We start from the raw sequence: 11,776 nt of genomic DNA on the forward strand, positions 1-11,776 counted from the left end.
TAAAAAAGAATTCTCGTATGGGAATTCTTTTTTGTTTTGAAGAGAAAATGAACATATAATGAAATAAATAGAAATGGAAGGAAATAAAAGATGTTATTAAATAAACGTTTTACAATTGGAGAAATGGCGAAAATGCATAATATCGCAGAATCTACATTAAGGTATTATGATGAAAAAGGAATTTTTCATCCGTCCATTGTGGATCCTCAAACGAATTATCGTTATTATACAATCGATCAATTTTCACTGTTAGATACGATTAAATTTTTACGCCAGTTAAATATTCCGTTAAAGGAAATTAAGAAATATATTGATGAAAGAAATCCAGCATACGCACTCAATTTACTGGAAAAACAACAAGAGATGATGCTGAAGAAACAAAGAGAAATTGAGTATGCTTTGGCGAAAATGGAGCATAGAATTCATTTAATTAAGAAAGCAACAAAAGCAAAAGCTGAACAAATGGTAATTAAAGAGATTCCGCAGCGAAAAATTACAGCAATTGCGGTTGCTCCAAATACGACGGATGATATGTTTGAGTACTACATTCATTCGTTACAAAAAAATATGAGGCAAATGGATGATAGTTTATTTTCTGGAGATATTGGTGTAACTGTTGCGAAAAAAGGATTAATGCAAAATGAGTTTCAAGCATATAGCAGTGTATTTATTCTTTTGGATTATATGCCGTATGAAGTGCATACTTCAGATGAAATTAAAGAAGGTTTATATGCTTGCTCTTATCATCATGGACCGTATGAAGAAACAGATGCAACGTACAAAGAGTTACTTACATACATTGATAAAGAAGGTTACGAAGTACATGGAGATTCGATTGAGATTGGATTGATTGATTGGTCTGTAACAGAAAATCCAGAGGAGCAAGTAACAGAAATTCAAATTCCTGTAGTGAAAAAATAAGATGAAAACTTTTGAATTGATTACAAATTTACATTCATTAGTATAAGTCAGTTACCTGTTTTTTTAATTCTCTCTTGACCTTCAAGTTACTTGAAGGTTTAAACTAAGAAAAGAGAGTTGAAAAAAAGGAGCATATTAGAGTATGGAAGCAACAGAAAAATTAAGAGAAAAACCGATAAAAAGCTTATTTATTTCTTATTTAATACCAGCCGTTCTTGGAATGGTATTAATGTCAGTGAATATTGTAATTGACGCGGTCATGATTAGTAGAGGAGTTGGGGCGAACGGTTTAGCAGGAGTGAACGTGGCTATTCCAGCATTTTCGATTTTCTTCTCTATTTCATTATGGATCGGAATGGGCGGGGCAACGTTATACTCCATTGCATTAGGCGAAAATAAACGAGAAAGAGCAAGGTCTATTTTTACTCAATCCATGACGGTAGCAGTTGTTATCGTAGGGATTTTAGCAGCGATTTGCTTATGGAGAATAGAAGATTTAGCATACTTATTTGGTGCAAATGAAGTGATTCTACCATATGCGTTAGACTATTTACACGTATTATTAACATTTGGAATGATATACGTTTTAGAAAATATTTTAAGTACATTCATACGGAATGATGGAAATCCTAATTTAGCAATGGCTGGTCTTGTTGTAACAGCTGTATTAAATATAGTGTTTGACTATATCTTTATTTTTATCTTTGGATGGGGCGTAACAGGTGCTGCTTCAGCGACTATTCTTTCGGCAGCGATTGGTTTCCTTGTATTATTAACTCATTTCTTTAGAAAAAGTAGTATTTTAAAGTGGACGAAATTCCATTTTGAATGGGATACTGTCAAACAAATTATGGTGATTGGTTTCCCAAGTTTTACAGCAGAAAGTACGGTTGCAATCGTAACGATTGGTTTTAATATCGCATTCGTCCAATATGCAGGAGAAGTAGGAGTAGCTTCCTATGCGATGGTGAATAGTATTCATGCAATGACATTACTATTATTCTTTGGTGTTGGAGCAGCATTACAGCCAATTGCTAGTTTCCATTATGGGGCAAATTTATCAGAGAGACTTCGTGAAGGATTGAAGTTTGCTGTGAAAATTGCAGTTGTCCTCGGAGGCATTGCGATAATTGTCGGATTATTCTTCGGGAAATATATCATTGGTTTATTTGATGTTCAATCTCCAGAATTATTGGAGTTAACCTTAACAGGTATTAGCTTATTCTTTATCCAATACGTATTTTTAGGTTATAACATTGTGTATGGAGAGTATTTCCAATCAGTGCGACAAACGAAGAAATCAGTACTTATTATAATGAGCCGAGGATTACTATTTATTATTCCATTGTTATGGATTATGCCGAAATTATTTGGGATAAACGGAATTTGGCTCGTTATGCCAGTTGCAGAAGTAATGACAGCGATTATCGTATTTACGATGAATCGTATGAAACATCCTGTTCCATTAAATATGGCAGGAGAGAAAGAAGCGATATGATGAAGAAAATCCCCTTAAGCAATTAAGGGGATTTTTTTATTCCTTTAAACTAATCGCAAAAGATCCATCCGTTTCTTGAACAGAAGCAAAGGCAACGTTTTTAATATTTGTAATTCCTTTTTTCTTTAATTCTTTATATAACCATTTTTCATCTTTATGTATTAACTTTAAGTTATCATATTGAATTTGTGAATCGACGATAAGTGCAATTGGTAATCCAGCATACTTAACTTCTATGTTTAAATCTTTTGGAGTTAATGGTACAAGTTCTCTTTTTGGTAAAATACTAATAGCGCCGTTCGCTTCTAAAATAGCGTATTCAATTTCATGAACACTTGGATATCCTGCAACGCGAAGGTTAGAAAGTAATTCAGCAATTGGATATCTACTTTTTTGTAAATTCTCAAAAATAATGTCACCATGTTTAATTAAAATAATAGGGTGCCCGAGAATAAAACGATTTAGTTTGTTGAATAGGCTTAATTTTGTAAGGATTAAATGTAAACATGTAATTACAAGCATACCGAGAAAAGCTTGCAAAGCACCAGAGACTGGTATGGCCTGAAAAGCTAAATAAGATAAAAAGATAATAGCACCAAAATCATGAGGAGTTAGTTGTGCTAAAGCTGATTTACCGAGCATCTTAAGTGATAGTAAAAATAAAATAAAAAAGAACGATACGTTACATAAAAAGAGAAGCAATAGAGACACTCCTTCGTGCAAAGTTGTACTTACTGTTCCCGAAAGAAATATAAATATTACTTTCTAGAGGATAAATTAGGTTGAATTGGAATTTGTCTGTATACAAACAAATAAATGGATATTATCATGAAAGAAGCAAAGAACATAGGAGTATATGGATATGAAAAAGAAAAAAATAATTAAGTATATGATAGGAATTATAATGGTTTGCGCCGTTTATGTGGGATTTTTACAATATAACATTTATAAGCATGGGCAAATGAATGCGACCTATGAAGCTGATTATATAATTGTATTGGGCTCGAAAGTAAACGGAACGAAACCATCGTACTCATTGCAATATCGTATTGATAAAGCAGCTGAGTATTTGAAATCACATGATAAAGCAATCGCTATTGTATCTGGAGGGAAAGGAAAAGGGGAAGATATTTCAGAAGCATTAGCAATGAAAAATGAATTAATGAAATTAAAAATTGCAGAAGACCGCATTATAATGGAAGATAAGTCAACGAGTACTGATGAAAATATTAAATTCTCAAAACCTTTAATTCCGGACAATATGAAAAAAGGAATGATCGTAACAAACGATTTTCACATGTTTAGAGCGAAAAAAATAGCGGCAAAACAAGGTTTACAATTAGAAGGTCTTCCGGCAAAAACACCGAAACCAATCATCATTCCATCGAATGTACGAGAATATTTAGCAATCACACAGTACTGGTTTATGAATCGAATATAGTGAAAGTGATCCCGGCTGAAACTTCAGGCGGGATTTAGTTTGAGGAAAATCTTACAAATATGTCACGTTCGTGAAAGGTAAAGCGATAGTTTCTAGAATGATTTCCTGACATAATGAAGGTAACAAAAACTATTTAGAGGTGAATCGGATGAAAGGAAATAATATTTTATCTTCGTTATGTTACTTTAGTATCTTTTTTGCACCATTTTTACTACCAATTATCGTGTACTTTGTTGCAGAAGATGAAGTGAAGTATCACGCGAAAAAAGCATTTTGGTCACATGTTTTCCCATACGCAATCTTATTTGGAGGACTAGCAGTATCAGGTATGTACGGTTTAGGTTTCAATCAATCTGACGGTGCTGGAATTGGAATGGCTATCACATATGCAGTGTTCATTCTTGTAGGAATTTACTACTTCATTTGGAATATCGTAAAAGGTATTAAAGTTTTGAAAACGGCGTAATATAATAAGTATAATTTCATTTACCGTATCGATAAACGTTTTAAAAAAGAGCAGTTCAAAAAGAATTGCTCTTTTTGTGCTTATAAGTTGTGAAAATTGAAAAAGATATGTTAATTTTTCATTAGGAAGAGAAAAAAGGAGTGATTTTCATGAATGAGATCATACATAAGATGGAGCAACATGTTTCAGTTCGTAAATATAAAGAAGAATCAATTCCGAAAGATGTAGTAGAAAAGATGGTGCACGCTGCGCAACATGCAGCTTCATCACATTTTGTACAGGCTTATTCTGTTATATATGTAACAGATCAAGACCTAAAGATTAAACTAGCAGAGCTATCCGGAAATCGTCACGTGAAAGACTGTGCAGCATTCTTTGTTTGTTGTGCAGATTTAAAACGACTTGAAATTGCATGTGAAAAACATAGTACAGAGATAAAGTATGAGGGAGTAGAAGACTTTATCGTTGCGACGGTAGATGCTTCACTTTTTGCGCAAAACTTAGCACTAGCAGCAGAATCGTTAGGATACGGTATTTGTTATATTGGTGGTATTCGTAATAATCCGAGAGAAGTGAGTGAACTGCTTCATTTACCTGATAAAGTATATCCTGTATTCGGAATGACAGTCGGCGTACCAGATGAAGATCATGGAGTGAAACCACGTTTACCGGTAGCAGCAGTTCTTCATGAAAATGGATATGATGAACAAAAATATGATGAATTACTAAACGAATATGATGAAACGATGAACGCGTATTATAAAGAAAGATCATCAAACAAGAAAAACGTAACATGGACGGAATCAATGAGTTCGTTTATGTCTAAAGAAAAAAGAATGCATATGAAAGAGTTCTTAAGTGAAAAAGGATTAAATAAGAAGTGAGTAAAGAGGCAAACCTGTGATGTAGGTTTGTCTTTTTGGGAAGGAGAAATACCTAAGGCCAGAAAGTTGTTTATTCTTTCTGAACTTAGGTATTTTGTTTTTTATCATATACATAGAAATAAAAATTAATAATTTTTTACAAAAGTGATAGAAAATGAGAATGAAATGCCAATAGTAAGTAAAAGCGGCATAATAGCCGCTTTTTATCGTTTTATTTAGTATTTGATTTGAAATGTTTATCTTATGAAAGAAAGATTATTGCTAATTGTAAACTGTCAATAAAGTTATTTAAGTTTTGATATGGAATACCCTGCCGGAAAATACAGCAATAATTTTGTTTGAACATATCTGTTATGGCACAATCTAAAGCATCTTCTATAACAAGTTCAAACTTTCAATAAGAAGATAACCCCCTGTACAACTTAAAAGAATGTACGTAAATATTTTAAAAATCCGTTGATTAAGCCATTTAAAAATAATTTGACCTATAAACAAACCTAAAAATACAATTGGAATGGCATAAAAACTTGATTCCCAAATGGTTTTGTTTGTGCCAGTAAAGAGTATTTGAGTTACTAGGCTAATGAAATATATAAACAAATAAAAAGCTAATGTAGTTGCTCTTAACTTCTCTTTTTCAGTATCAGTTCCTGTAAAATAAAGTAACAGGGGTGGACCGGGCATACCGATACTTGTCGTTAAAAGACCAGATAATCCACCAACTATGAAATCTCTAGATTGTGTTGATCTAACCTTAACGTTGCATATTAGCAATAATGTTAATAGTAAGAGTAGGATGCTAACTGCTAATTTAAAAGTGTTTATGTTAACGGAAATGAAAATTAAAATGCCAAAAGGAACACCAACTATACTTCCAAAAATAAACCTTTTCAGTAGAGCAAAATCAACGTCCATTCTTATTTTCCAAATGAGTGAAATGGAAATAATTAAAGATAAAATAATGTTTATTTGTATAGCTTCTTGTGGTAGAAATAACATAAGTAAGAAAGGGGTTGCCATTATGGAAAAGCCAAAACCTGTACTTGCTTGCAGAATAGAAGCCACTAATATAATACATACGAAAATGAATGTTATACCCAAAACAGCCCTCCTATTTAATCAAGTTTAACTAGTTAAAGTCTATTATTTAAGTGCAATATTTCACAAACTCATTTGTATTTTAACATAAATATCTAGTTTTTTCTCAAATAGTATTGCCATATAAGGCTCTTTAACTAAAAAATCCGACTTACATTTTGAAACAATTTTATTATGGGGAAACAAATAATGAATGGGATCAAAATGTATTGATTATCATTAATTTATTCACTGAGATCCCCGCGATAAAACAAGAACAGCCATATAAAACTTACAAAAATACAGCATGTAGCTAATAAACTGCCAATCATTTGAGGAGAAAGAATTTCTAACAGCCCTCCTGTAAAAAACATCGATAACTGAATAAGAGATCCGTAAATAGAATAATGGAATGAAAAAACTTTACCTATCATATTTTCGTGTGTGTAAGTTTGAAGTAATGTCGTATCAAGTGGAACGATGATTCCTCCTGCTATACGCATACAGAATAAAGTAATGATACCGATAATAAGTTGATCGGATAGAATGAATCCGAGAAAGAAAATTCCTTGTAATAAGTAGGCCCAACCGAATACTTTTTTCATTTTTTCTTTATTATGGGATATATAAAGATTAACGAGAAGGCTTCCTATCATAAGCCCAGCCCCTTGAACCGTATATAAAATCCCAATGTTCGTATGGAAAATTTTTTCGGCATAGATCGTTAGAAGTAGTTGATAAGCGCCTCCAATAATGCCCCATGAAATGCCGACAAGAATTAATGTTAAAATGATTTTTGTTTGTAATATGTATGTATAACCACCTTTTATATCAGTGAAAAATGCTTTGTTCTTGTTACAAGTATCATGAGCAGGAATACTCATGTTATAAATAAAATAGGCTGAAATAAAGTATGATAGGCTATTTACTAAAAAAGCGAACTCAATATGTAAAGATTGTGCAATTACTCCGCCCAAAGAAGCCCCCATAATAGACATAAAACCATTAATTGTACTAGAAAGAGAGTTAGCAGTTACGAAATGATTTTGGTGTACGATATTTTTTAGGGTTGCTTGTTTAGCCGGTTCAAATACACAAGAAAGTACAGATAAACATATATTAGCAATGAAAATAATCTCAATTTTATAGCCTGCGAGTAAGTATGTAAGGACTAGAATTCCCCGTGTAATATCGGTAAAAATCATAATATTCTTTTTAGAGAAACGATCTACAATTCCGCCTATGAATGGACTAAGAAGAAGCTGTGGTAAACTTTTACTTATAAAAGTAAGTGCGATCATAAACGGCGATTCCGTTATGCTGTAGACAAATGTTAATAAAGCTACCGTATGGAACCAATCCCCAAGTACACTTAATGTTTGCCCATAAAATAGTTTATTGAAGTTTTTATTTGTTTTAAGAAGTGTGGAATAAGAAACTGACATAAATAGATTAATCCTTATGTAATGACGATGTTTGAATTTGTTTTTTCCACTCACTTAAATACACTTTTTCCCCTCTGGGAAGTCCAACAGGTAAATGTGCTTCGTAAAGACCTCTAATCATTGTAATCCCCCTTAGTAAAAATGTTTCTTATTCCATAGTAAACAATATGTTGCTAGTTGAAATCGCAAATAAGAGGGATATAAATTCATACGAAAGTATGAAAAAAAACAGCTCATATTTGAGCTGTTTTTCTATAGTTTTTAGTTCATTTTTCAAGGATAGGATATATTAATATCCGTATCCGCCGCCACCCCAACAGCTACATCCGATGATGATTAGAAGGATGAATAGTACGATAAGCAAAGCAAATCCACCGCCGAAACCAGCGCAACTTCCACCATAACTCATATGTTTTCCTCCTTTTTAGTAAGTTAATCTATATGGTTCATGGACTACTATATACAGTATGTTTTTTGTATAGAAAACGAGCCAGTCTCATTTATAATTAGACAAATGCCCGTAGATTCATTAGGATTGCATGTTAGTGATTTGTAAATAAACCTTTACGTAATTCATAATTTAGGCATAAAAAATAAAAAATTGTAAAAAAAACCATTTTCTTATTTTTTTATGAGAGAATATGTACTATAATTTTACAAGTAATATTATGGGAAAAGGGAGTTTTAGTATAGAGATGGAGATGGGACAATTAAAAAATAAAATAGAAAACAAAAAGAAAGAGTTAATTCAACTTGTTGCGAGACACGGATTGGATCATGATAAAGTTTTGTTATTTAGTCGTGATTTAGATATACTTATTAATAAGTTTATGAACATAAAAGACAAAGTGCATAAATAAAAAATTTATAGTTTTTTATATTAAGATGTTTCACGGAAAGGAGAGGACAGTAATTGGAACATTTACAGGAAGAATTGTATAAACAAATAAAAGAAGAAAAAAGTACAGTTACCATTTTCTTAAAGAGTGGCGTTAGAATAGTAGGAGAAGTTGTTGGAGTAGATAAATTTACAGTTTTAATCTTAGTGGATGGAAAACAACAGCTTATTTATAAGCAGGCTATATCAACAATAATGAAATAAGACACTCTTGTTGAGTGTCTTATTTCATTATTGCTTGCATGCCTCAACATCAATGCCGGCAGCAATTAACTTCTTTTCTCCATCTTGTTCAATGATTTTTTGTAATTTAGATAGGAAAGAATCAAAGTTTGTATGCTTTGCTACTTGGAATGTCATTTTATGTTCAATTGGTAGCCACGTATCAATATCAGCTTCGTTATGCTGGATTTTCACCTCAAGTTTATCGAGTGCATTAGCAACTTTTGCTTCGTACGTTTCTTTCGCTTCAAACTCCATCCATAAGTCATATAATTCCTCACCGAGAGAACCTGTTAATGTTTGTTTAATATTTAAAATAGCTTCTAGTTCATTTTTTTGTTTTTGTAGCTGTAAGTCATGACTATTCATTGTATCAAATGCAGGGATATCACCAGCTTCGGCTTCGACTAGATCGTGAATAATAACCATTTTAAGTAATTTCTCAATATTTACTTTTTGATCCAAATAAGGTTCAACTAAAATGGCCATTAGAGACATACGCCATGTATGTTCGGCAACACTTTCTTGACGTCCGTTGGAAAGCCAGCTATGTCGCATTTCATATTTTAGTTTTTCTGCTAATGCAATGACTTGTAAAATGTTGTGTTCCATCGTGATCCTCCTCATTTATTCATACCATAATTCTAATATAGAAATGAAATGTGTCAATTTCATGAGTATATTGCGATAAACAGATGATAAGCGTATAATACATGTTATATGTGAAAACGTATTATTAAAATAAAAAAATGTTATATAAAAATGGAAAGGAAAGGGCAGAAATATGGGAGAGAAAAATCAAGTATTAGCTAGACCACAAAGAAGAAAAAGGAAGTTTGATATTTCTAGCCCAGTGGGCATTATAGTAGGTTTCATTATAGTGATAGCGGCAATTATGCTTGGCGGCGGTGGAATAAAAGCTTTCAAAAACTTTTTAGATGTTTCATCTATTTTAATTGTCATAGGGGGAACAACAGCGACAATTGTTGTGGCATATCGATTTGGAGAAATAAAAAAATATACGAAAAGCATTTTTACTGTTTTACATAGAAGAGAAGAAGATTTAGAACAGTTAACGGATTTGTTTGTCGATTTTTCGAAAAAGTCTAAAAAGAACGGCTTGCTTTCTTTAGAGGTAGATGGAGAGCAAGTGGATAATCCTTTTATTCAAAAAGGAATTCGATTAATGTTAAGCGGTTACGATGAAGATGAATTAAAAGAAGTGTTATTGAAAGATATTGAAACGGAAGTGTATGAGTTAAGAAAAGGAGCAGCATTATTAGATAAAATTGGTGATTTTGCTCCAGCTTGGGGCATGATAGGGACTTTAATTGGTCTTATCATTATGCTCCAAAACTTACAAGATACATCGCAAATTGGTACAGGGATGGCAGTTGCGATGTTAACGACATTATATGGGTCTGTACTTGCGAATATGATTGCAATCCCTCTTGCGGAAAAAGTATATCGTGGTATTGAAGATTTATATACAGAGAAGAAGTTTGTAATAGAAGCTATTTCAGAATTGTATCGTGGACAAATCCCTTCTAAATTAAAGTTGAAACTGGATACATACGTATACGAAACAAAGGTAAAAAAGGTAAAAGGAGCAGCCTAATATTTCAAGGAGTGGTATGATGAGTAAAGGACCGCAAAAGGGATCGCCTCGTTGGATGACGACTTTTACAGATTTAACGATGTTATTATTAACTTTCTTTGTATTACTAGTTGCTACATCAAAGCAAGATGCAGTAAAATTGTCAAAGATGCTTGAAAAGTTTAGTGATACGGAGCAAGTAGATGCAAAAGTAATGGAAAATACAATACCGGATATTTCACATGAAAAAAATGATGAAAAAATGATTTCAAAAAAGAGAATGGATGAATTATATAAGAAGTTAAAAGCGTATGTAGATAATAACGGTATTAGTCAAGTGAATGTATATCGAGAGGATACAGGGGTAAGCGTCGTTATAGTAGATAATTTAATATTTGATACAGGCGATGCGAACGTTAAGCCCGAAGCGAAAGGGATAATAAGTCAATTAGTTGGATTTTTTCAATCCGTACCTAACCCAATTGTTGTAGAGGGACATACAGATAGTAGACCTATTCATAACGAGAAATTCCCTTCTAATTGGGAGTTATCTTCAGCACGAGCGGCAAATATGATTCACCATTTAATTGAAGTGTATAATGTGGACGATAAAAGGCTAGCTGCGGTAGGATATGCAGACACAAAGCCAATTGTACCAAATGATTCACCGCAAAACTGGGAAAAGAACCGTCGCGTTGTTATTTATATAAAAGAGTAGTATATTATTATTTTAATAATAAAATAATAAAAATACGAAAATTCTTTTAAAAAAATATTAAATTTTATCATTTTATTTTGTATAATGAGTGAGAATGATAAGGTGAAATATTAAGATATATTTATACATAGAAGGAGAGAATTAAAAAGAATGGCACATAAAATTTTAGTAGTAGACGATGCGATGTTTATGCGAACGATGATTAAAAACTTATTAAAAAGTAATGCTGACTTTGAAGTTATCGGCGAAGCAGAGAATGGGGTAGAAGCGATTCAAAAGTATAAAGAACTTCAACCTGATATTGTAACATTAGATATTACCATGCCAGAAATGGACGGGCTTGAAGCATTAAAAGAAATTATTAAAATTGATTCAAGTGCAAAGGTTGTTATTTGTTCTGCAATGGGACAACAAGGTATGGTATTAGATGCAATTAAGGGCGGGGCAAAAGACTTTATTGTAAAGCCATTCCAAGCCGATCGTGTAATTGAAGCTTTAACAAAAGTAGCAAATAGTTAATATAGAAGGGGTGCCACAAGGAATCAAAACAGTGATAGCGGATCGACGTGTGGCCCCCTTTTTTCTCATTGTAAAACACTAAATTGTTAT

General features: G+C 32.5%; 15 protein-coding genes. 10 read left to right on the forward strand and 5 right to left on the reverse strand.

What is annotated here, in order from left to right:
• The first annotated feature begins 90 nt into the window (after nt 1–90).
• Together C3Y97_RS08045 and C3Y97_RS08050 are read left to right on the forward strand one after the other, a co-directional pair.
• Complete coding sequence (locus C3Y97_RS08045; protein ID WP_000925935.1) at nt 91–921, forward strand: MerR family transcriptional regulator; 831 nt, start codon at nt 91–93, stop codon at nt 919–921.
• 142 nt (nt 922–1,063) lie between these two features.
• Entirely contained in the window at nt 1,064–2,419 is a 1,356-nt protein-coding gene (locus C3Y97_RS08050) for an MATE family efflux transporter (RefSeq protein ID WP_000388389.1), read from the forward strand.
• Nucleotides 2,420–2,455: 36 nt separating this feature from the next.
• Here the strand turns inward: C3Y97_RS08050 and C3Y97_RS08055 are convergent, their stop codons facing one another.
• Complete coding sequence (locus C3Y97_RS08055) at nt 2,456–3,121, reverse strand: DUF421 domain-containing protein (protein ID WP_136363254.1); 666 nt, start codon at nt 3,119–3,121, stop codon at nt 2,456–2,458.
• A 160-nt stretch (nt 3,122–3,281) separates the two neighbouring features.
• Here C3Y97_RS08055 and C3Y97_RS08060 point away from each other — a divergent pair, with 160 nt between their 5' ends.
• The 3 genes from C3Y97_RS08060 to nfsA all read left to right on the forward strand — a co-directional run bounded on the left by C3Y97_RS08060 (nt 3,282) and on the right by nfsA (nt 5,210).
• Complete coding sequence (locus C3Y97_RS08060) at nt 3,282–3,860, forward strand: YdcF family protein (protein ID WP_000727393.1); 579 nt, start codon at nt 3,282–3,284, stop codon at nt 3,858–3,860.
• Nucleotides 3,861–4,008: 148 nt separating this feature from the next.
• On the forward strand, nt 4,009–4,326 hold the full coding sequence (locus tag C3Y97_RS08065) for a magnetosome magnetite crystal formation protein family (RefSeq protein WP_000678055.1): 318 nt from the start codon (nt 4,009–4,011) through the stop codon (nt 4,324–4,326).
• 149 nt (nt 4,327–4,475) lie between these two features.
• Entirely contained in the window at nt 4,476–5,210 is a 735-nt protein-coding gene (gene nfsA, locus C3Y97_RS08070) for an oxygen-insensitive NADPH nitroreductase (RefSeq protein ID WP_001002387.1), read from the forward strand.
• 375 nt (nt 5,211–5,585) lie between these two features.
• Here the strand turns inward: nfsA and C3Y97_RS08075 are convergent, their stop codons facing one another.
• The 3 genes from C3Y97_RS08075 to C3Y97_RS08085 form a co-directional block, all read right to left on the reverse strand.
• Complete coding sequence (locus tag C3Y97_RS08075) at nt 5,586–6,311, reverse strand: sulfite exporter TauE/SafE family protein (protein WP_000513090.1); 726 nt, start codon at nt 6,309–6,311, stop codon at nt 5,586–5,588.
• 221 nt (nt 6,312–6,532) lie between these two features.
• Complete coding sequence (locus tag C3Y97_RS08080; protein ID WP_000117066.1) at nt 6,533–7,732, reverse strand: MFS transporter; 1,200 nt, start codon at nt 7,730–7,732, stop codon at nt 6,533–6,535.
• Nucleotides 7,733–8,021: 289 nt separating this feature from the next.
• Nucleotides 8,022–8,141, reverse strand: coding sequence for a YjcZ family sporulation protein (locus C3Y97_RS08085; protein WP_000120179.1), 120 nt, complete (start codon nt 8,139–8,141; stop codon nt 8,022–8,024).
• A gap of 232 nt (nt 8,142–8,373) precedes the next feature.
• Between C3Y97_RS08085 and C3Y97_RS08090 the strand changes: the two genes are divergently transcribed.
• Together C3Y97_RS08090 and hfq are read left to right on the forward strand one after the other, a co-directional pair.
• A complete protein-coding gene (locus C3Y97_RS08090) occupies nt 8,374–8,592 on the forward strand; it encodes an aspartyl-phosphate phosphatase Spo0E family protein (protein WP_000291688.1) in 219 nt (72 codons plus the stop codon).
• A gap of 53 nt (nt 8,593–8,645) precedes the next feature.
• Complete coding sequence (gene hfq, locus C3Y97_RS08095; protein ID WP_136363256.1) at nt 8,646–8,834, forward strand: RNA chaperone Hfq; 189 nt, start codon at nt 8,646–8,648, stop codon at nt 8,832–8,834.
• A 27-nt stretch (nt 8,835–8,861) separates the two neighbouring features.
• Here hfq and C3Y97_RS08100 read toward each other — a convergent pair whose 3' ends face one another.
• A complete protein-coding gene (locus C3Y97_RS08100) occupies nt 8,862–9,464 on the reverse strand; it encodes an HD domain-containing protein (protein ID WP_000400752.1) in 603 nt (200 codons plus the stop codon).
• 172 nt (nt 9,465–9,636) lie between these two features.
• On the opposite strand from C3Y97_RS08100, the gene C3Y97_RS08105 reads away from it, so the two are divergent.
• The 3 genes from C3Y97_RS08105 to C3Y97_RS08115 all read left to right on the forward strand — a co-directional run bounded on the left by C3Y97_RS08105 (nt 9,637) and on the right by C3Y97_RS08115 (nt 11,686).
• Nucleotides 9,637–10,470 carry a flagellar motor protein MotP gene (locus C3Y97_RS08105; protein ID WP_000504192.1) on the forward strand — a complete coding sequence of 278 codons (834 nt, stop codon included), beginning with the start codon at nt 9,637–9,639 and terminating at the stop codon, nt 10,468–10,470.
• A gap of 19 nt (nt 10,471–10,489) precedes the next feature.
• Nucleotides 10,490–11,167 carry an OmpA family protein gene (locus C3Y97_RS08110; protein WP_000033625.1) on the forward strand — a complete coding sequence of 226 codons (678 nt, stop codon included), beginning with the start codon at nt 10,490–10,492 and terminating at the stop codon, nt 11,165–11,167.
• Nucleotides 11,168–11,317: 150 nt separating this feature from the next.
• A complete protein-coding gene (locus C3Y97_RS08115) occupies nt 11,318–11,686 on the forward strand; it encodes a response regulator (RefSeq protein WP_000940565.1) in 369 nt (122 codons plus the stop codon).
• Nucleotides 11,687–11,776: the final 90 nt, after the last annotated feature.

Origin of the sequence: Bacillus sp. DU-106 (assembly GCF_004799705.1) — a bacterium.
In the GTDB taxonomy this organism is placed as follows: Bacteria; Bacillota; Bacilli; order Bacillales; family Bacillaceae_G; genus Bacillus_A; species Bacillus_A cereus.

Coding starts and splice junctions, on each gene's coding strand:
- C3Y97_RS08045 (WP_000925935.1), top strand. CDS start 91: ATGTTATTAAATAAACGTTTTACAATTGGAGAAATGGCGAAAATGCAT.
- C3Y97_RS08050 (WP_000388389.1), top strand. CDS start 1,064: ATGGAAGCAACAGAAAAATTAAGAGAAAAACCGATAAAAAGCTTATTT.
- C3Y97_RS08060 (WP_000727393.1), top strand. CDS start 3,282: ATGAAAAAGAAAAAAATAATTAAGTATATGATAGGAATTATAATGGTT.
- C3Y97_RS08065 (WP_000678055.1), top strand. CDS start 4,009: ATGAAAGGAAATAATATTTTATCTTCGTTATGTTACTTTAGTATCTTT.
- nfsA (WP_001002387.1), top strand. CDS start 4,476: ATGAATGAGATCATACATAAGATGGAGCAACATGTTTCAGTTCGTAAA.
- C3Y97_RS08080 (WP_000117066.1), bottom strand. CDS start 7,732: ATGTCAGTTTCTTATTCCACACTTCTTAAAACAAATAAAAACTTCAAT.
- C3Y97_RS08085 (WP_000120179.1), bottom strand. CDS start 8,141: ATGAGTTATGGTGGAAGTTGCGCTGGTTTCGGCGGTGGATTTGCTTTG.
- C3Y97_RS08090 (WP_000291688.1), top strand. CDS start 8,374: ATGTACTATAATTTTACAAGTAATATTATGGGAAAAGGGAGTTTTAGT.
- C3Y97_RS08100 (WP_000400752.1), bottom strand. CDS start 9,464: ATGGAACACAACATTTTACAAGTCATTGCATTAGCAGAAAAACTAAAA.
- C3Y97_RS08105 (WP_000504192.1), top strand. CDS start 9,637: ATGGGAGAGAAAAATCAAGTATTAGCTAGACCACAAAGAAGAAAAAGG.
- C3Y97_RS08110 (WP_000033625.1), top strand. CDS start 10,490: ATGAGTAAAGGACCGCAAAAGGGATCGCCTCGTTGGATGACGACTTTT.
- C3Y97_RS08115 (WP_000940565.1), top strand. CDS start 11,318: ATGGCACATAAAATTTTAGTAGTAGACGATGCGATGTTTATGCGAACG.